Genomic DNA, 17,245 nt, shown 5'->3' with positions numbered 1-17,245 from the left:
CGCCACCATGTTGCAAGTCAAAATTGTTCCCGTCACCGCTTTTCAGCAAAACTGCTCGATTGTGTGGGATGCAGAAAGCAAAGAAGCAATTTTGATTGATGCAGGCGGTGAGCCTGAAAAGCTGAAAGCCGAAGTTGAAGCGTTGGGTTTAACGGTGAAAGCTTTGTGGCTCACTCATGGACATTTAGACCATGCGGGGGCTGTTGGTGCGTTGCAACATTACTGGAATGTTCCTGTGATTGGTCCACAGAAAGAAGATGCTTTTTGGTTAGATCAACTGCAAGAAGTGTCTGCACGTTATGGTTTTCCTATCCCTGAACAAGTCACGGTTACACAGTGGTTAGAGGGTGGTGAAGTGCTGCAATTGGGTCAAGAAAGCTTTGAAGTGCGTTATGCACCAGGGCATACCCCAGGCCATGTGATGTTTTATAATGCAAAATATGGCGTCTTGTGGACAGGCGATGTGCTATTTAAAGGCTCGATTGGACGCACCGATTTTCCACGTGGGAATCATCAACAATTGCTAGATTCAATTCAGCGCGAATGTTTTAGTTTGCCCGATGACACTCAGTTTATTTCGGGGCATGGTCCCATCAGTACCATTGGATTTGAAAAACAGAACAACCCTTTTGTGGCGGGGCAAGCAGGTTAAGTCTTGTGCTGTAATCTAATAGTAAAAGATCACCTAAAATTCAGTTTATACTGACTTTTTTTTATTTGCGGAAAGGGTTTCCTAAGACTTGTCTGCTTTCAAGAGCAAATAGCATGGCGAAGAATGCAAATAAAATACCAATACTGAGCATTAAAAGATCATGTGTATAAAGACCTAAACCCAAGCTGCTGGTGGCGAGTAAAATACTGAGCATTAAAATTCCTTTAAGAAATGCTTCCATGGTGTTGTGTTCCTAAAATTTTTGTTGTTGTTTAATTTTTATTCAATGCCGTATGTTCTACACGCGGCACGATTATAAAGTGCAGCTTATCTTTTTTAAGCCATTATTAAGCAACAAAATTTTGAACAATTTTTGCAAAAATGTGAAAAATTCCATGAAACTGTGTGTAGTTTTAGGCAATATTTGGCGTGGAAATTTATTGCTTATTCCTCAGAGTTTTCTGCTTGCGGAGCATCTTGGGTGGGTAAACGATACTCGTCATTTGCCCATGCGCCTAAATCAATGAGCTTGCAACGCTCAGAACAAAAAGGACGAAATGGATTGTTTTCCCATTGCGAAGGTTCACCACAACGAGGGCAAGGAAAAGTGCGTGGCATGATCAACTCCAAATGAAAAATGCAGGATTGGATTAGGCAAATAGCACCTGACTTGATAGACTTGTGCCGAATTTTGTAAGTTTGATCTGATTATGCCAATTCGTCAATTTCAAGCCCAGCGTATGCATGCCCCTCGTGATTTTCAAGCCATTGCCAATGAATCGATTTGTGTTGAAATTGGTGCGGGAAAAGGCAAGCATGCTTTATTATTTAGTGGGCAACATCCCGATAAAAAATTAATTGCAATTGAGCGCACCCGTGAAAAATTTTTGGCGATGCAAAAACAGCATCAGCTTGAAGGTCAGCAGAACTTACAGATTGTTCATGCCGATGCGATTCCATGGATTGTGCATGCTTTATTTCCTGCTCAAGTCGAGCAATTCTTTATTTTATATCCGAATCCAGAACCGCATAATGCCACCCAGCGTTGGTTGAATATGCCGTTTTTTGAGTTTTTATTGTCACGCTTAAAAGCAGGTGGCAGCATTACTTTGGTGAGTAATATTCCTGAATATATTGCAGAAGCACAGCAACAGCTGATTGAAGTGTGGAAGTTGCCATTTATTCAGCAGGATGTTCCAGTAGATTCAGCACGCACTCACTTTGAAATCAAATATTTAGCACGTGGCGAGCGTTGTCAGGAACTGTTGATCACCAAACCAGTAGCTTATACAACCCGTTTTGATGATTTTCAGCCTTTGCAAGGACAGCAGCCAACTTTAACACCTGCTGCAGTTGAGGCGAAAGCGCTTGCAGATTCAAGTGCAACAACTGAGTAAACAGGCATGAAACAGCGCATTGCAATTATAGGAGCAGGGCCAGCAGGGTTAATGGCTGCCGAAGTGCTGAGCCAGTATGCCTATGATGTGCATGTTTATGAGCAGAAACCTTCAGCGGCACGTAAGTTTTTGATGGCGGGTAAAACAGGTCTGAATATTTCACATGCCGAACCGATTGCACAATTTGTTCAGCGTTATGATCAGACGGAATGGTTGGCGCCGTGGATTCAACAATGGGATGCGGCTTGGATTCAAAACTGGATGCAGAGTTTAGGGATTCAGTCTTATGTAGGTTCATCGGGGCGGATTTTCCCACAAGAAATGAAAGCCGCACCTTTGCTGCGCGCATGGTTAAAACGCTTGGTTGATGCAGGCGTGCAGTTTCATTATCGGCATCAGGTATGTGATTTAAATAATAATCAACTCAGTATTCAAAATCTAAGTACAGGTCACATTGAACAACAGCAATTTGCCGCCATTGTGATGGCATGTGGGGCAGTGTCGTGGTCGAAATTGGGTAGTGATGGTGCATGGCAGCGTTGGTTATCTGCCAATGAAATTCAGCCTTTCCAAGCCAGCAATGCAGGGGTGGAATGTCACTGGTCTAACTATATGCAGCCAGTTTTTGGACAACCTTTAAAACGTGTGCAAGCATGGGTGAAAGGCGCTGAAGCGAGCATGGGCGATATTGTGATTAGCCATTATGGTTTGGAAAGTGGCTTAATTTATAAGCAAGGGCGAGCATTGCGACAGTTGCAGCACGCTCAACAACCGCTGCAGTTACAACTCGATTTGCTACCCGATTTAACCGTTGAGCAACTCTACCAAAAGTTGCAACCTTCCAAAAAACAGTCTGTAAGCAATATTTGGCGTAAGGCAGGTTTGGATGCCGTGAAGTCTGCAGTCGTGCGTGAGTTGGTGGATAAAGCCCTTTGGCAGCAACCTATGCAATTGGCGCAGCAGATTAAAAATTTAACGGTGCCTTTAAAGGGTTTTCGTCCTATTGAAGAAGCAATTAGCTGTGCGGGCGGAGTCAAACGTGAGGTTTTATCTGCACAATTGCAGTTAAATTCCAATCCACACGTTTTTCTCTGTGGTGAAATGCTGGATTGGGATGCGCCAACGGGCGGCTATTTGCTGACAGCCTGTTTTGCTACAGGACGCGCTGCCGCTGAAGGAGTGCATCAGTATTTACAGCAGCGTCCGTAAAACACGTTATTCATCAAGTTGTGGATATTGCCCACGCCAATGTTCTAGTTGTTGCTGCGCCTGTAGCAAGTCTGCTAAGCCTTGCTGACGTTGTTCTTTACTGACAGGATAAGGTGCAGAAGTTGTATTTTGAGTTGCTAGATATTGCGCTTGCTGTTCCCAATAATGACTCATTAGGCCTTGAATATAACGCCCTTGCGGTGTCTTTAAATCCAGTTCTTTGAGCATACTCAAGGCAGATTGAATGTTGTCCTGCAGGCGATTTTGTGCAAATGCAGCATCGAGTTGTTGGCTTTCATGCAAGCGTTCTAACTCATCTTCCAAATCATTGCTCATTTGGTCATGGCGTTGTTCATAATCCATCAGCAATTGAATATCATGCGGGTCATCCGCAGTCATTTCAAAGGGCTGAATCGCGGCTTGCTCGACCTGAGTTTGCATGATTTGATCTTCAGGGCTGAGTTTGTCTGCATGTTCTACTTTGCTGCGCTCGCAAGCGCTGAGGGAGAACGCCAAAAAAATTGTTAAGGGAGCAATCGCGTGTTTAAAGGTTATTTGCATTTATTTGCTCCCTCTCATTCAACTTTTTGATAGACATACAAATGTGTGCAATAGGGAAATTCAATTTCATCTTGCACATGCTTATTCGTATATTCTAATACTAATTGTTCAAATTGTGTTTTGAGTTGTTGTTGCTGTTCAGTTGGCATTGCAGCAATGAAACTGGTCGAAAGCAAACGCTTAGACACGACTTGTTCAACTGTACCAACATGCGTGTGATGAAATTTCTGCTCGTGAGTAAGTTGGAATAAATCTGTATCGGCAAATACCTGACGCCAGTCCTGATTGTGAAAACGCGGTGTATCGCCCTCAAAAGGCAAAATCATCTTTGCCAGTGCATTGACCCAATTGACTGAAATATCACGTTGATTCCAAATTAACAGCAAATGACCTTGCGGTTTTAAGATTCGGTGAATTTCCTTTAAACTTTGCAGATTGGCAAACCAATGAAAAGATTGCGCACAGCTCACCAAATCTGCACATTGATCGTGCAGTGGTAATTGCTCACTTCGTGCTTGAATTGTCTTAACTTGTGGGTAAAGTTGTTCTAATTCGGCTAACATGCTGGCAATCGGATCTACCGCTATAAGCTGAGTTGTCAGTTTGAGCAAATGTGGCAGGAACTTTCCTGTGCCAGAACCCAAGTCTACAATATTGCTATTAAGTGGAACTTGGAGCTGATCTTGCAGGAAAACATTGACTTCTTGCGGGTAACTGGGACGAACTTGTTGATATAGGTTTGCCCCTAAAGCAAAACCTTGTTGTGCGGCAGGATGTAGAGATTGTGTCATATTTTGCGATTTTTAATCTGCTGTGCATCTATAAAATAACATATTCACTTTTGGACTTGCGTACAGGGTATTCAAGTTTAAAGTAACGGTTTAATTCAGCGCCTTGGCGCCGGTGTGGGAATGGACAAACACATAATTTTTGAAGACGGACATATCCGCGCTATTTTCATGAAAGGCTCATCTCAGGAGCTGATTTTTTCTTTTGGCGATTTAATTACACGGGCCAAAGGAACGTCTATTAATGCCGAAAAATCACTGGAAAAGTTTCATTTTAATGTGATTGGGGTCATGCCTAAGGAAAAATCATGGTTTCCTGAAGCTTCTATGCGTGCCATGTTGGCAGCCATTCAAGACCTGATTGCTCCGTTTAAAATTCGCGTGGGCTATGGCGGCTCAATGGGTGGCTATGCGGCAATTAAATATTCCAATTTGCTGGATTTAAACCGCATTGTGGCTTTGGTGCCGCAATATTCAATTGACCCTGAAGATATTCATGACCCACGCTATAACATGTTTTATCATGCAGACTTAAATGCCAATATGCGCATTCAAGCGCAAGATGTATCGGCACAGCGTGAATATATTGTGGTCTATGACCAATATTATGCTGAAGATCGTGGGCATTATTTAAAAATTCAGCCTTTAATTCCGCATTTACATACCTTACATTTGCCATTTACAGGGCATGATGCAATTGCAATTTTAGCCAACTCTGAATTACTGAATGACTTTTTAACCCATCCTTTTGATGCGCCGTTCTTTTACCAAAAAATTCGCAAGGTGAAAAAGAACAGCAAGTTTTACTATCGTAAAGTGATTGAAAATGTCTTGCCGAACCATCGCTGGTCTTTAGGTCGTATTTTAAAATACAATAACTTACAGCTAGACAGTAACTTTTTTGATGCCAAGTTGAAACAAAACCTGATTCGCTCCTTGCTTAGCAATAAACAGGTCGATCAGCACGATTTAAACAAACTTGGCTTACAAATTCAGTTACCGTATGAAAATCGTAATGTCTTGCTCGACCATTTTGGTCATGGTTTGGTGTTTAACATCATCAGCCAAAAAATTGAGAGCTATGCCGCACATGCAATTGCCTTAAACCATAAATTCCTGATTCCTATTTATGCAAAGGGCAGTGGTTTGGTGCAAATTTATCTGAATGATGAACGCTATTTAATTAGTATGAATGATCGTCATGTCATGAAACTATGCAAGGAACAAGATGCACTTGCTGCAGGCATGCACCCACTAATATTGAAAAAATATAGCGACTATTTTGTGTTGAGCTATAAAGATTTGAACCTGAGCAGTGATGAGTTTGGCGGCAATGACTTTGTGGAAGATTTGCCAGATACTGCCAAATTTACCCTAGAACTGGAACAGTAAGCTGCAAAGTTTGATCCATTATTTAGATGGTTTAAACTTTAGACACTTGTATTGTTTTGCCATTGGGCTAAGATGATCTTAAAACATGGTTTTGTTGATCATTCCAAGGGTAGTATGTATGACCAAGTTGTTGATGCCTGCTGTGCTTGTTTTGCTGTCCAGTTTCATTTTATCTGCGACTTTGTTTGCAGATGCGCCTGAGCCGAAGGCTTATCTATTTTTTGCTTTAGGTTTGTTGGTATTGTTGGGATTAGGCGCTTATGTATTCCGACAAATTCAAAAATCGATACGCTATCACATGAATAAGCCTGCAGATTAAATGCAGGCTTTTTTATTTGCACTGAGTTGTTTTTATAATTTTGAGCAAACCAATAAATCAAAAAAATTATAGCTTAATCACTTTAATTTCTTCTTCAGCCTCTGTACTTGGTGCAGCCTGAGTCTGTGCTTCTTGAGTAGGTGCGGCAATGGTGGCTGCAGGGGCGATATTCTGCGAAGGCGCGCTTAATGGTGCTTGATAGATAGGCACGGCATGATCACTTTGTCCTGTAATCACTTCTTTGGTTTCCTGAATTTTAGTATTTACATTGTTGGCAAGTTGCTGCCCAGTATGTTTGGCTTGAGCCGCACCCTGACTGCCCAATTGTTTGGCGTTGTCTAAAGCTTGATGTGCCGATGGGCGAATTTTTTCAATACTTTTTTCGGTTACTTCACCGACTTTTTGTGCTGCCTGAATCACACCTTCCTGAGTTTTATATGCCCAAACATGCAAAAGGTTTGGATTGTCTGCATAAGGCTGAATTGGTTTATTGCTTTGAATTTGCGCATCACTATTTTGTGCCCACACCGAAGCACTACTGAGTAATAGTCCAATACAAATGCTGACATTGATCTTTTTCATTGTGCTGCGCCTCTTAGGATGCCGAATACTGGTCGTTGAAAGGTTTTGAATAAAATGTACTGCATTGTATAAAGCCTAGATGAACTGCAGTGTTTATTTTTCATAAGTATGATGTGTTTTTAGGTGAAATTTAAAGTGTTTAAAATCATAGCAGCATTGCAAGCTTAAAGAAAAAGACCCACATAAAATTGTGGGTCTTGTTACTCTGGAGAGTTTTTAAAGCAGGGCAATAATGGCTACACTGCTTTTATCATCTTAGTTTGAAATATCAAGCGATGCTGTATTTATATTGAAAGTCCAACAATCTTGCTACATCATGATACATTCTAGGCAGTTTATAGTTTAGTTGCATTGTGCAAGTGCATCTTTATGGAAGTGACTGCGCAAGCTAATGAAGTTTTTTTGTACCGTAGCATCGTGCAAGTCAAAATTCTCTGCAGTGCTGGTCCCATCTTGTGCAAATGTTGCAGAACCTGCTGAAATTAAGCTATTGCCTTTAAATGCCCATTGTTCAATAGAACGACCTGCTTGCAGCGTGCCTGTAAATTCGATCACGCATTTATCAATAAATTTTGTGAGTTTGGCGCTGTTATTGACAGTGTCTGGGTAAACTTCAATATTTTTCACTTCTTGTAAAACACCTGCAGTGAGCTGTGGAATGACAGGTGCAGAAGTACACGCACTAAGAGAAAGGCAAGTTAAACCCGATAAAATGAGTGTTTTAAGTTTCATAAGCTCGTTTTCTTGTTGAGTGTTGTTAGATTGAGTATAGGCAATTCAGATGAAATTGCCTATGATTTGGAAACTAATTTTTTAACAAGACTATCCTCGCATTGATATAAGTATGGATCACTTACTAGGTTCTTTAGATCAAATAGAAAATTTAGAAGATCAGCTGCGTGATCGTATTAATCGTGGGGTTCTTCATCACCAATTATTAAATGATAAACACAAGTGGTGGATGCTATGTAGTGCTTTAGATGTATTGGGAGATACTTCCATAGCCTTTAAGGATTATTTTCAAACAGAATTTCCTAAAGAAACAGGGCTGAAATACATTTATTGTTATGGAATTTTGCAATGTTTTATTCTTCAACAAGATAGTTTGAAACATCTATATGACGTATTCGAAGTTCAGTGGGAAACAACTAGTGAGCTGAAAAAGATTCGTAAGGTTAGGAATGCTTCGATTGGTCATACAATTCTGAATAATGAAGGAGGACGAAGCGAGAAAGATAAGAACGAATTTAACAATTTTATTTCTCGTATTACTATTAATAAATTGGGCTTTGACTTACTGAGATATTCAAAAAAAGCAGAAGATACTGTTTATGAAGAAATTTCTATTCATAAATTACTTAAGAAGCAACTAGATGAAGTAATTGTTCTGTTGAAAAGACTAAATAAAGAAATAATTGTTATGGAAAATGAAGTTAAAAAGAAATTTGAAAATGAAAAATTAGTTGATTTGCTGCCGATTTCTTATTGGTACGAAAAAATTCATAGTATTTATGATGAGCAGAATAAGCTCTTTGCTTATACGGCTTTAGACAATATTCATAAGCAATATCTAGAGTTAAAACAGTCTTTAGAAAATAGATTATTGCAGGATGAAGACTGGTTTAATGAAATTGAAGATTATCTAGTCGCAATTGAATTAATGAGAAAATCAATGCTGGAGAATGATGAGCGTACAGCACGTATATGCAATTTTTATCTTGATGAAAAAAATGACTATTTCAAAACAATAATGGTAGAAATTGATGAAAAGTATGAAATAAAAAACCCGCTTTAAAGCGGGTTTTTCAATCATAACTTAGTGCTGAAGTACTGAAATATCTGCAACACGTGTAAACAAATCACGTAACTGCGCAAGTAAACGTAAGCGGTTGGCTTTCAACTCTGCATCATCTGCCATCACCATGACACTGTCAAAGAAAGCATCAATAGGCGCACGCAATGCAGCCAATTGAGAGAGTGCGGTGGTGTAGTCTTTTGCTGCCAATAATGGCTCCACCACAGGTGTGATTTTCGCAAGTTCCGCGAATAATGCTTTTTCTGCATCTTCCACCAAGTTAGCTTCAATGACGCTTCCTTCAGGTGCGGTTTCTTTGGCTAAAATGTTGGCAACACGCTTGTTTGCAGCAGCCAATGCAGCCGCTTCAGGCAAGGCACGGAAGTGATTTACCGCATTGACACGTTTATCAAAATCTAGTGGAGATTTTGGTGATAAAGCTTGAACGGCTTGAATCACATCTACTGCAACGCCTTGGTCTTCGTATTTCGCACGGTAACGACCTTCAAGGAATGCAACAGCATCTGCCAAAGTCTTGTCGTGATCTTTTAATACATCGCCATAAGCAGCCAATGCCAGCTTAATTAAGTCTTCAATTGAAACATCTAAACCGTTTTCTGTTACAAGGCGCAAAATACCAATCGCAGAACGACGCAATGCAAATGGGTCTTTAGAACCTGTCGGCGCTTGACCAATACCAAAAATACCTGTGAGCGTGTCTAAACGGTCTGCAAGGGCAATCGTTGTACCCGTTTTGGTTTTAGGCAGAACGTCACCCGCGAATTTAGGTAAATATTGCTCACCTAAAGATTCAGCCACTTCATCATTTTCACCTTCAAGACGTGCGTAGTAAGTACCCGCGATGCCTTGAAGTTCTGGGAATTCACCTACTAACTCAGAAGTTAAGTCGCATTTTGCAAGCAGGGCAGCTTTTTCAGCATCTTCAGCTTTTGCACCCGTAATCGGAGCAAGTGCGACAGCCAGTTTAGCAATACGTTCAGACTTGTTCCACAAAGTACCCAGTTGTGCCTGGAATACCATGTTGGCCAGTTTCTCTTTACGAGAAGCTAATGGCTGTTTCTGGTCTTGCAGGAAGAAGAACTCAGCATCTGACAGACGTGGACGAACCACTTTCTCATTACCTTCAATAATTTGAGTCGGATCTTTAGACTCAATGTTTGAAACGGTAATGAAGTAAGGCTGTAATTTGTTTTCAGCATTCACCAGACAGAAATACTTCTGGTTATCTTGCATGGTAGTGATCAGGGCTTCTTGAGGAACGGCAAGGAAGCGTTCTTCAAAGCTGGCACGTAAAGCTACCGGCCATTCAACCAGTGCAGTGACTTCGTCACGTAGATCCGCAGGAACAATTGCAATCGCATTCACTTCATCCGCTAATGCTTTTACTTGTTGGTCGATGATAGCTTGACGCTCTTCAAACGACGCTACAACGTAAGCAGCTTTTAACTTCGCTAAGTATTCATCGGCATGCGTTAAAGTGATAGCTTCAGGTGCATGGAAACGGTGTCCATAAGTGACATTACCTGCCTGATGATCTTGAATCGTTGCTTCAATTACTTGATGATCTTTAAGTAAAACGACCCATTTAACTGGACGCACAAATTCAGTACGGCTCGCAGCAGAGCGCATGCGTTTTGCAATTGGCAGGTTGTCCAAAGCAGTTTGTAGAATTTGTGGCAACAATGCATCAAGACTTTGACCTTTCACATCTTTTAGGTAGCAGACTTTTTCAACTTTACCTGCTTGGAAAGTAGAGACTTGATCTACCGTAATACCTTGACCCCGCATAAAGCCTTCAAGGGCTTTGGTTGGTTTGCCTTCAGCATCATAGGCGGCTTGAACAGCAGGACCATCAAAACGTTTTTGGGTGTCTGCTTGCGCACCATCTACATTGACAATTTTAAGTGCCAAGCGACGTGGTGCTGCATAGGCTTCAATTGCATCAAAAGCCAAGCCTACATCTTTTAAACCTTTTTCAGTTTCTGCAAGTAGTGCATCACGTAAGGTTTTTAAGCTTTTCGGTGGGAGTTCTTCGCAACCGAGTTCAAATAAAACTGTATGTTTAGACATTATTTGCTTTCCTCAGTATTTTGCGCTTTGGCTTCCGCTTCAACCTGTGCTTTTAATTGTGCCAAGACTTCATCACGTAAATGTGGTTCAGCCATTGGGAAGCCTAATTTTGCACGTGCAGCCACATAACTTTGTGCAATAGAACGTGCCAAAGTACGGACACGTAAAATATAACGCTGACGCTCAGTCACAGAAATTGCACCGCGCGCATCCAAGAGGTTAAAGCAGTGAGATGCTTTAATCACTTGCTCATAAGCAGGTAGCGGTAATTCTGCTGCAATTAAACGGCTCGCTTCTACTTCATAGAAGTCAAACAGTTCAAACATTTTTTCTACAGGTGCGTATTCAAAGTTATAGGTCGATTGTTCAACTTCGTTTTGATGGAACACATCGCCATACGTTACAGTACCAAACTGTCCTTTAGTCCAAACCAAGTCGTAAACTGAGTCTACACCTTGCAAGTACATTGCCAGACGTTCAAGACCGTAGGTGATTTCGCCTGTTACAGGGTAGCACTCAACACCACCGACTTGCTGGAAGTAAGTAAACTGAGTCACTTCCATGCCGTTTAGCCATACTTCCCAACCCAAGCCCCAAGCGCCAAGAGTTGGAGATTCCCAGTTATCTTCTACAAAGCGAATGTCATGCACCAATGGGTCAATTCCAATTGCTTTTAAAGAATCTAAATACAACTGTTGAATGTTGTCTGGGTTTGGTTTCAGCACCACCTGAAATTGATAGTAGTGTTGTAAGCGGTTCGGGTTTTCGCCATAACGACCATCTTTAGGACGACGAGATGGTTGTACATACGCCGCGTTCCATGTTTCTGGACCTAAAGCACGTAGGAAAGTGGCAGTGTGGAATGTCCCTGCACCCATTTCCATATCGTAAGGTTGTAAAACGACGCAGCCCTGCTCCGCCCAGTAGTTTTGTAAGGCAAGAATTAAGCCTTGAAAGGTATCAATATGCGATATGGCGCGACTCATGGTCATCCACTTAAAATTAGAGAAAAATTGTGCTCAATTATAAGGATTTTGCGGGGTGCTGGCAAAGGTTAAAGCACAACTAGCGGTTGGTTGTTTGGGGTTTTACAAATTCACTGATAAATGAAAGATATAAAACAAATACATCTTACTGAATGATTGCCTTATAATCTTGTCCAATTGTCACCACTGGATTGCCTGCCCGTGTTTCATTCACAACTTGATTGGCTGAATACGCTGAAACCCAATTTTAAAGTATTGCCGTTAAAAGAACGCCTACTTTGTGGTTTGGGCGCATTATTGGGTTTGGCATTATCTTCCCTGATCAGTTGGTGGGTGTTGGGCGATATTAACGCATGGTATATCGCGCCAATGGGTGCATCTTCGGTATTGTTGTTTGCTGTGCCTGCCAGTCCTTTGGCGCAGCCGTGGAATATTGTAGTTGGGAACAGTATTGCAGCAATTATGGGCGTGAGCTGTGCTTTATATATTCCAAATTTAACCGAAGCCTTTAGTGTGGCTGTGGCTTTATCTATTTTCTTGATGATGACCACCGATTCGCTGCATCCACCGAGTGGAGCAGTGGCCATTACCGCAGTGCTTGGCGGAGATGCCGTGCGTGAGCTGGGTTATCACTTCATCTTTTATCCTGTGCTGCTTAATTCAGTTTTGCTGATGGTGATTGCAATTGTATTTAACCGCATGATTGGCAAGCCTTATCCTCAAACGCCACAGTTGAATCAACGTACCCAAGACCCAACGCCTACTCAAAAAGCCACTATTCAGCCGCAAGATATTCAAGATGTTTTAGATGCACAAACCCAGTTGCTAGATATTAGTGAATACGACTTACAAAAAATCATTTTAGAAGCGCAACACAAAGCCAGTGAACGACAAACTCAAGCACTGACTTGTGCCGATATTATGAGTAAAGATGTGGTCAGTTTGCAGCAAGATGAGGATATTCACAGTGCTTTAGAAAAATTCAAACACATGAATTTAATGAGTTTACCTGTCATTGATACAGAGCAACATTTGGTTGGAACTTTGGCGCTGTATGAAGTAGTGGAATGGTTTAAACACGCAACAGATTTGCCGTATAGCTGGAAACATCAAGTGAAACATATCATGTTACGCCAAGTGGTCACGGTGCAACCGCAACAAAGTATTCAAGACCTTGTGCCGTACTTTGTCGAGCGCTCTTTTAACTACATTCCTGTGGTAGAGCAGCAGCGTTTGGTGGGGATCATTAGCCGTGCCGATATGATTGCCGTCTTGAATCAACAGCTTGCTGTAAAGACCAATTAATAGACTCGCATTGTCGATGTGTATTCAACACGACTCAATCCTGAAATGCTGTGACTTTTAAAATATATTGCAGGTTGAAAGGCAAAAAAAAGCTACGATGCTTGGGGGAGCAATCGTAGCGAAAAAGAAGAAAGTTGTGTGAATAGGGTGGTGTCTACAAGTGAATCGGTAAATGATTCAAGCCTATGAATCTTTAAATATGGTCAGTCTTTAAAATTTCAATACCGTTTATCGGTCTTGATCAGGATTGACCGTGCGCACAGGTCTTGTGTAGCCCTGAGTATAGTTTGTTGTATTCGACTGGTTTTGTTTAGGGATCACCAACCACAACACCAAATACACCAAAATGCCAGGAAAGGCAGCGCTCATCACGGAAACAATCACAAAAATTAAGCGCAGTAAATTTGCGTTCCAACCAAAACGTTCAGCAATACCACCCATGACCCCAGCAATCATATTTGAGCGGTTAGAGCGATATAAACCAACATTGGCCATCTAATTCTCCTTAAGAGATCTAAAATTCAAAATAAATACATGCCGATGTTTAGCTTCACAGCACATCATCTGTATATAGAATAAAAATGGTGATGCACTTGGGTTTTTAAAGGGCGGTGAGCAAGGCAATTAGTAAAGTTATGTAACTTTTGGTGTTGCTTAAACCAGCATCCACCTAAAATATCAGAGAGAAGCGATGGGCAGAGTAAGCGCTTGACCACAAAGGATTGAGGAAAAGCATGCCTTACATTGAGCTGTCTATTCGGTGGTTTGAATAGGACTGAATACTCGGTCTGGTCACTCTATATGAGGGATAGTGTGTCGGCTAAATTAAATATTTGCGCAGTTTCTATATGGAGTGCAGTGGCATTGCTTGGATGCGATGATTCACAACTTGAGCAAGCTGCAGTGCAAAAATATACAGAACAGGTAGAAACCAAAAGACTGACTGAAGTAGCAGGGCAGGCAACCGCACCCATACAAACGGCTGCAACGGAACATCATATTCCCGAGAATCATCTAACTTATGTGGGACGCTATACCATTCAGATTAGCTGTGAAGATAAGTTTGTTATGTGCGAACGCGGAAAAGTCGATTATATTTTGACCTTATTGCCTGATGGGACAGCGCATCGTATTTTTGTCAATGCGGGGCAAATCAGTTACGACAATAAAAAAAAATACCGCAAAGATTTATGGTTCTATGATGAAGACGCGCATCAAATTGTGGTGGCACGCGCCTCTGGGGTGAACTTTTACTATAATGTTGATCAAGACCATAATTTAATTATGGATAAAAACAAAATTGCGATTGCAACAGAAAATAATCGTGAATACTTTAAAAGCAATCCCTTACCTTCGCAAAACTATCATTTAATCAGAGCAAGTTAATTATTCGCTCATTCAATTCTTAGCCCATTCGTGAAAAACTTTTGGGCTTTTGTTTTTTTACATCAAGTTTTTATTTGGGATGTGTAAAGTATGATTTATCAATGATGGCACATCGTCTACAACTGAATTGAGCAAGGTGTAGTGGATAAAAGTGTTAGTCAAACAGGGCAGAATACGGGAATTCTATAGTAAATTACGAAACTGCACGATCCACAGAACAGTGCTGTGATGACTGGTAATTTAAAGATTTTTTAGAAGGAATGGTGGGTCGTCCGCGATTCGAACGCGGGACCAACGGATTAAAAGTCCGCTGCTCTACCGACTGAGCTAACGACCCAGAGGAGTAAAAATGACGATGATCATTTTTAAAGTATCAACCTTGAAGAAGATGGTGGGTCGTCCGCGATTCGAACGCGGGACCAACGGATTAAAAGTCCGCTGCTCTACCGACTGAGCTAACGACCCATCTAAGGTTGATCAAGGAAATGGTGGGTCGTCCGCGATTCGAACGCGGGACCAACGGATTAAAAGTCCGCTGCTCTACCGACTGAGCTAACGACCCTGAACCAGCAATCAAGCAGGCTTGATTGTGAAGTGCAAGAAAAACCAGAGGGTTTTAAGCACCACTTCGTTTGATGGAGCGTATTGTAGCAAGATATGAAGCGAGCGCAAGTAAAAAATAAAAAAGTTGCCTATGTTTGATTATAAATGCAACAAATTTGTCGTATCTAATCAAAAAATAGGCAACATAGTGGCTTAGAAGCGATATTGATACTGTTGAATATTGTCGTAAATTTCTTGGGTCAGCTCGCAATAAGCAGATTGGTTTGGCAATAACACCAGAATTTTTTCATCACACTGTTTTAAATCAAAACCTTGAGTTTTCAGGGTGTTCTTCTGATATTTAAATGTACCTGTGGTTTGCATTTGCTTTTGAATGCGTAAAAAAACGGGTACTGCATAAGCGGGCATTGCTTTTTTAAACTCCACCAGCATTTGACGCAAGTCTTGTTCATCTAACTGGCAGCCTTCGTTTAAGGTAATCGCAGCCATACCTGCACGACCATTGGTATGTGGGATTTCAACGCCATACACGACAGCTTCAGCAATTTTTTCATAGTCACTGACAATGTTTTCTACTTCTGTGGTGGATACGTTCTCACCTTTCCAGCGGAAGGTATCACCTAAACGATCAACAAACTGGGCGTGACGGAAGCCAATGTCGCGGACTAAATCGCCCGTGTTAAAATAGGCATCGCCTTGTTTAAACACGTTTTGCATCATCACCGCCTTGTTTTTTTCAGGGTCGGTGTAGCCATCAAACGGTGAGCGACGGGTGATTTTTCCAATCAATAAGCCGACTTCGCCTTTTTTGACTTTCATGCATTTGCCTTTGGCATCGCGTACGGGTTCATTTTTTTCTTTATCAAACTGAATGACCGCATAAGGTGTCGGTGAAAAACCAACCGTGTTGTCAAAGTTAAACACATTGCTAAAGCCGACGTTGCCTTCGCTAGACGCATACAGTTCCAGAATTTCCTGAACGCCAAAGCGTGTTTTGAATTTGCTCCAAATATTAGGACGCATGCCATTGCCAATCATTTTGGTCACACGATGCCCACGCTCTAAATCAGAAGCAGGCGCATCCATTAAATAACGGCACAATTCGCCCACATAGCCAATCGCAGAGGCATTGAATTTGTGTACATCTTGCCAGAAGCATGAAGTGGAGTATTTTCTACGGATGGCAAAGGTGGCACTGCCTGCAATTACGCCACACCAGCACACCACAATACCTGTGGCATGGTACAGCGGCAGAGTGCAGTACATCACATCATCCTGATTTAAACCCAAGACATGACCATAGGTACCATAAGCCAACGTCCAACGGCTATTGGTGAAAATCACCGCTTTAGGCAAGCCTGTTGTACCTGAGGTATAGATATAAAACAGCCCATCTTTGCCCTGTACCGACTGTGTGGTGGCAGGATTAAAGCTTGGGAATGATGCAATGCATTGCGCTAAATTTTGAAAACCTTCAGGCGCAGTGCCGGCATCGGTACGGGTATTTTGATCTGCAAACCAATACAGACGATTTTCTGCAAGCTCAAGTTCTTGGCGAATATCGGCAATGGCTTGGCGACATTCTTCCCCCACAATCACGGCAATTGGTTTGACTAAATTGATGCTGTGCGCCAAAACTTTGGCGACTTGTGCGGTATTGACCAAAGCCGCGATAACGCCAATTTTTGCCAAGCCAATGACACTGGCAATTAATTCAGGGCGATTTTCCAACATCACCGCAATGACATCACCTTTGCGTGCGCCAATGCTTAAATAGTAATGTGCAATTTGGTTAGCCCATGCGTTGAGCTGCAAATAGCTGTACTGCTGATCTTCAAACATCAAGGCACAACCATGCGGGTTACGATGCACGGCTTTTTCAAACGCAAGACCTAAGCCTGCAGGCGTATTGGGTGTGCGTAAATAGGCTTGCTTTAACCCTGTGATCAGGTGGGGCACTTTAGTCATAAACTGCGGAATTTTTGCCGCAACATCCGTTAAGCCAATTAAATCGCTTTTTGTCATCTGGTACATAAGAATCCTGTTTTTGTCATCATCCGTTGCATCTGCAAAGCATCGCGTCTTATTGTTTTGTAATCCCTTAGTCCTAGTGCAATCAACCTAATTTTTAGCTTTGACTGATGTTTTTATAAAAGCTGTTAAAAATCAAAAACACCTAACACCAAATTAACTTGCTTAAATTTAAGTCACCACTGCA

The 17,245-nt window shown here is 41.6% G+C and carries 18 protein-coding genes and 3 tRNA genes; 8 read left to right on the top strand and 13 right to left on the bottom strand.

Annotated elements, in window-relative coordinates:
• Window positions 1–7: 7 nt before the first annotated feature.
• Window positions 8–652 (top strand): MBL fold metallo-hydrolase, encoded by a 645-nt coding sequence (locus E0H79_RS05375; RefSeq protein ID WP_131261085.1) that lies wholly within the window; start codon window positions 8–10, stop codon window positions 650–652.
• Between the two features lie 61 nt (window positions 653–713).
• Here the strand turns inward: E0H79_RS05375 and E0H79_RS05370 are convergent, their stop codons facing one another.
• On the bottom strand, window positions 714–893 hold the full coding sequence (locus tag E0H79_RS05370) for a hypothetical protein (RefSeq protein WP_131261084.1): 180 nt from the start codon (window positions 891–893) through the stop codon (window positions 714–716).
• A 203-nt stretch (window positions 894–1,096) separates the two neighbouring features.
• Window positions 1,097–1,270, bottom strand: a complete 174-nt coding sequence (locus E0H79_RS05365; protein WP_004975985.1) for a DNA gyrase inhibitor YacG — start codon at window positions 1,268–1,270, stop codon at window positions 1,097–1,099.
• Window positions 1,271–1,356: 86 nt separating this feature from the next.
• On the opposite strand from E0H79_RS05365, the gene E0H79_RS05360 reads away from it, so the two are divergent.
• Complete coding sequence (locus E0H79_RS05360; RefSeq protein WP_228258772.1) at window positions 1,357–2,049, top strand: tRNA (guanine-N(7)-)-methyltransferase; 693 nt, start codon at window positions 1,357–1,359, stop codon at window positions 2,047–2,049.
• Window positions 2,050–2,055: 6 nt separating this feature from the next.
• Window positions 2,056–3,258: a TIGR03862 family flavoprotein gene (locus E0H79_RS05355; protein ID WP_131261082.1), complete on the top strand. Its 1,203-nt coding sequence runs from the start codon at window positions 2,056–2,058 to the stop codon at window positions 3,256–3,258.
• A 6-nt stretch (window positions 3,259–3,264) separates the two neighbouring features.
• Here the strand turns inward: E0H79_RS05355 and E0H79_RS05350 are convergent, their stop codons facing one another.
• Together E0H79_RS05350 and E0H79_RS05345 are read right to left on the bottom strand one after the other, a co-directional pair.
• Window positions 3,265–3,819: a hypothetical protein gene (locus E0H79_RS05350; protein WP_096901318.1), complete on the bottom strand. Its 555-nt coding sequence runs from the start codon at window positions 3,817–3,819 to the stop codon at window positions 3,265–3,267.
• Window positions 3,820–3,833: 14 nt separating this feature from the next.
• A complete protein-coding gene (locus tag E0H79_RS05345; RefSeq protein WP_131261081.1) occupies window positions 3,834–4,610 on the bottom strand; it encodes a class I SAM-dependent methyltransferase in 777 nt (258 codons plus the stop codon).
• 120 nt (window positions 4,611–4,730) lie between these two features.
• Between E0H79_RS05345 and E0H79_RS05340 the strand changes: the two genes are divergently transcribed.
• Window positions 4,731–5,999: a hypothetical protein gene (locus tag E0H79_RS05340; RefSeq protein ID WP_131261080.1), complete on the top strand. Its 1,269-nt coding sequence runs from the start codon at window positions 4,731–4,733 to the stop codon at window positions 5,997–5,999.
• 118 nt (window positions 6,000–6,117) lie between these two features.
• Window positions 6,118–6,318, top strand: a complete 201-nt coding sequence (locus tag E0H79_RS05335) for a hypothetical protein (protein ID WP_131261079.1) — start codon at window positions 6,118–6,120, stop codon at window positions 6,316–6,318.
• A 66-nt stretch (window positions 6,319–6,384) separates the two neighbouring features.
• On the opposite strand, the gene E0H79_RS05330 is transcribed toward E0H79_RS05335, so the two are convergent.
• Entirely contained in the window at window positions 6,385–6,900 is a 516-nt protein-coding gene (locus tag E0H79_RS05330; RefSeq protein WP_131261078.1) for a hypothetical protein, read from the bottom strand.
• 342 nt (window positions 6,901–7,242) lie between these two features.
• A complete protein-coding gene (locus tag E0H79_RS05325; RefSeq protein ID WP_131261077.1) occupies window positions 7,243–7,632 on the bottom strand; it encodes a hypothetical protein in 390 nt (129 codons plus the stop codon).
• A gap of 112 nt (window positions 7,633–7,744) precedes the next feature.
• Between E0H79_RS05325 and E0H79_RS05320 the strand changes: the two genes are divergently transcribed.
• Window positions 7,745–8,695 (top strand): hypothetical protein, encoded by a 951-nt coding sequence (locus E0H79_RS05320; RefSeq protein WP_131261076.1) that lies wholly within the window; start codon window positions 7,745–7,747, stop codon window positions 8,693–8,695.
• 21 nt (window positions 8,696–8,716) lie between these two features.
• Here the strand turns inward: E0H79_RS05320 and glyS are convergent, their stop codons facing one another.
• A complete protein-coding gene (gene glyS / locus E0H79_RS05315; RefSeq protein ID WP_131261075.1) occupies window positions 8,717–10,786 on the bottom strand; it encodes a glycine--tRNA ligase subunit beta in 2,070 nt (689 codons plus the stop codon).
• Window positions 10,786–11,772 carry a glycine--tRNA ligase subunit alpha gene (gene glyQ, locus E0H79_RS05310; RefSeq protein ID WP_004976017.1) on the bottom strand — a complete coding sequence of 329 codons (987 nt, stop codon included), beginning with the start codon at window positions 11,770–11,772 and terminating at the stop codon, window positions 10,786–10,788. The genes glyS and glyQ overlap by 1 nt, the downstream gene beginning before the upstream one ends.
• A gap of 201 nt (window positions 11,773–11,973) precedes the next feature.
• On the opposite strand from glyQ, the gene E0H79_RS05305 reads away from it, so the two are divergent.
• Window positions 11,974–13,077, top strand: coding sequence for an HPP family protein (locus E0H79_RS05305; RefSeq protein WP_131261074.1), 1,104 nt, complete (start codon window positions 11,974–11,976; stop codon window positions 13,075–13,077).
• Window positions 13,078–13,305: 228 nt separating this feature from the next.
• Here E0H79_RS05305 and E0H79_RS05300 read toward each other — a convergent pair whose 3' ends face one another.
• Window positions 13,306–13,572, bottom strand: coding sequence for a PspC domain-containing protein (locus E0H79_RS05300; RefSeq protein ID WP_131261073.1), 267 nt, complete (start codon window positions 13,570–13,572; stop codon window positions 13,306–13,308).
• Window positions 13,573–13,890: 318 nt separating this feature from the next.
• On the opposite strand from E0H79_RS05300, the gene E0H79_RS05295 reads away from it, so the two are divergent.
• A complete protein-coding gene (locus E0H79_RS05295; RefSeq protein ID WP_131261072.1) occupies window positions 13,891–14,463 on the top strand; it encodes a hypothetical protein in 573 nt (190 codons plus the stop codon).
• 261 nt (window positions 14,464–14,724) lie between these two features.
• Here E0H79_RS05295 and E0H79_RS05290 read toward each other — a convergent pair.
• From E0H79_RS05290 to E0H79_RS05275, 4 genes are all read right to left on the bottom strand, one after another.
• Window positions 14,725–14,800: transfer RNA gene (locus tag E0H79_RS05290), tRNA-Lys, on the bottom strand.
• A 52-nt stretch (window positions 14,801–14,852) separates the two neighbouring features.
• Window positions 14,853–14,928 (bottom strand) — tRNA-Lys (locus E0H79_RS05285).
• A gap of 21 nt (window positions 14,929–14,949) precedes the next feature.
• Window positions 14,950–15,025 (bottom strand) — tRNA-Lys (locus tag E0H79_RS05280).
• Window positions 15,026–15,219: 194 nt separating this feature from the next.
• Window positions 15,220–17,061, bottom strand: coding sequence for a long-chain-acyl-CoA synthetase (locus tag E0H79_RS05275; RefSeq protein WP_131261071.1), 1,842 nt, complete (start codon window positions 17,059–17,061; stop codon window positions 15,220–15,222).
• Window positions 17,062–17,245: the final 184 nt, after the last annotated feature.

This window comes from Acinetobacter sp. ANC 5045, from assembly GCF_004331005.1.
GTDB classification, from domain to species: Bacteria; Pseudomonadota; Gammaproteobacteria; order Pseudomonadales; family Moraxellaceae; genus Acinetobacter; species Acinetobacter towneri.
The sequence above is the reverse complement of the archived record's forward strand: the minus strand, read 5'-3'. Positions and strand labels throughout refer to the sequence as shown.

Excerpts from the sequence above, each read along its gene's own strand:
- E0H79_RS05320 (WP_131261076.1), top strand. The coding sequence starts at position 7,745 with ATGGATCACTTACTAGGTTCTTTAGATCAAATAGAAAATTTAGAAGAT.
- E0H79_RS05370 (WP_131261084.1), bottom strand. The coding sequence starts at position 893 with ATGGAAGCATTTCTTAAAGGAATTTTAATGCTCAGTATTTTACTCGCC.
- E0H79_RS05375 (WP_131261085.1), top strand. The coding sequence starts at position 8 with ATGTTGCAAGTCAAAATTGTTCCCGTCACCGCTTTTCAGCAAAACTGC.
- glyS (WP_131261075.1), bottom strand. The coding sequence starts at position 10,786 with ATGTCTAAACATACAGTTTTATTTGAACTCGGTTGCGAAGAACTCCCA.
- E0H79_RS05345 (WP_131261081.1), bottom strand. The coding sequence starts at position 4,610 with ATGACACAATCTCTACATCCTGCCGCACAACAAGGTTTTGCTTTAGGG.
- E0H79_RS05350 (WP_096901318.1), bottom strand. The coding sequence starts at position 3,819 with ATGCAAATAACCTTTAAACACGCGATTGCTCCCTTAACAATTTTTTTG.
- E0H79_RS05340 (WP_131261080.1), top strand. The coding sequence starts at position 4,731 with ATGGACAAACACATAATTTTTGAAGACGGACATATCCGCGCTATTTTC.
- E0H79_RS05300 (WP_131261073.1), bottom strand. The coding sequence starts at position 13,572 with ATGGCCAATGTTGGTTTATATCGCTCTAACCGCTCAAATATGATTGCT.
- E0H79_RS05275 (WP_131261071.1), bottom strand. The coding sequence starts at position 17,061 with ATGTACCAGATGACAAAAAGCGATTTAATTGGCTTAACGGATGTTGCG.
- glyQ (WP_004976017.1), bottom strand. The coding sequence starts at position 11,772 with ATGAGTCGCGCCATATCGCATATTGATACCTTTCAAGGCTTAATTCTT.
- E0H79_RS05325 (WP_131261077.1), bottom strand. The coding sequence starts at position 7,632 with ATGAAACTTAAAACACTCATTTTATCGGGTTTAACTTGCCTTTCTCTT.
- E0H79_RS05335 (WP_131261079.1), top strand. The coding sequence starts at position 6,118 with ATGACCAAGTTGTTGATGCCTGCTGTGCTTGTTTTGCTGTCCAGTTTC.
- E0H79_RS05355 (WP_131261082.1), top strand. The coding sequence starts at position 2,056 with ATGAAACAGCGCATTGCAATTATAGGAGCAGGGCCAGCAGGGTTAATG.
- E0H79_RS05330 (WP_131261078.1), bottom strand. The coding sequence starts at position 6,900 with ATGAAAAAGATCAATGTCAGCATTTGTATTGGACTATTACTCAGTAGT.
- E0H79_RS05365 (WP_004975985.1), bottom strand. The coding sequence starts at position 1,270 with ATGCCACGCACTTTTCCTTGCCCTCGTTGTGGTGAACCTTCGCAATGG.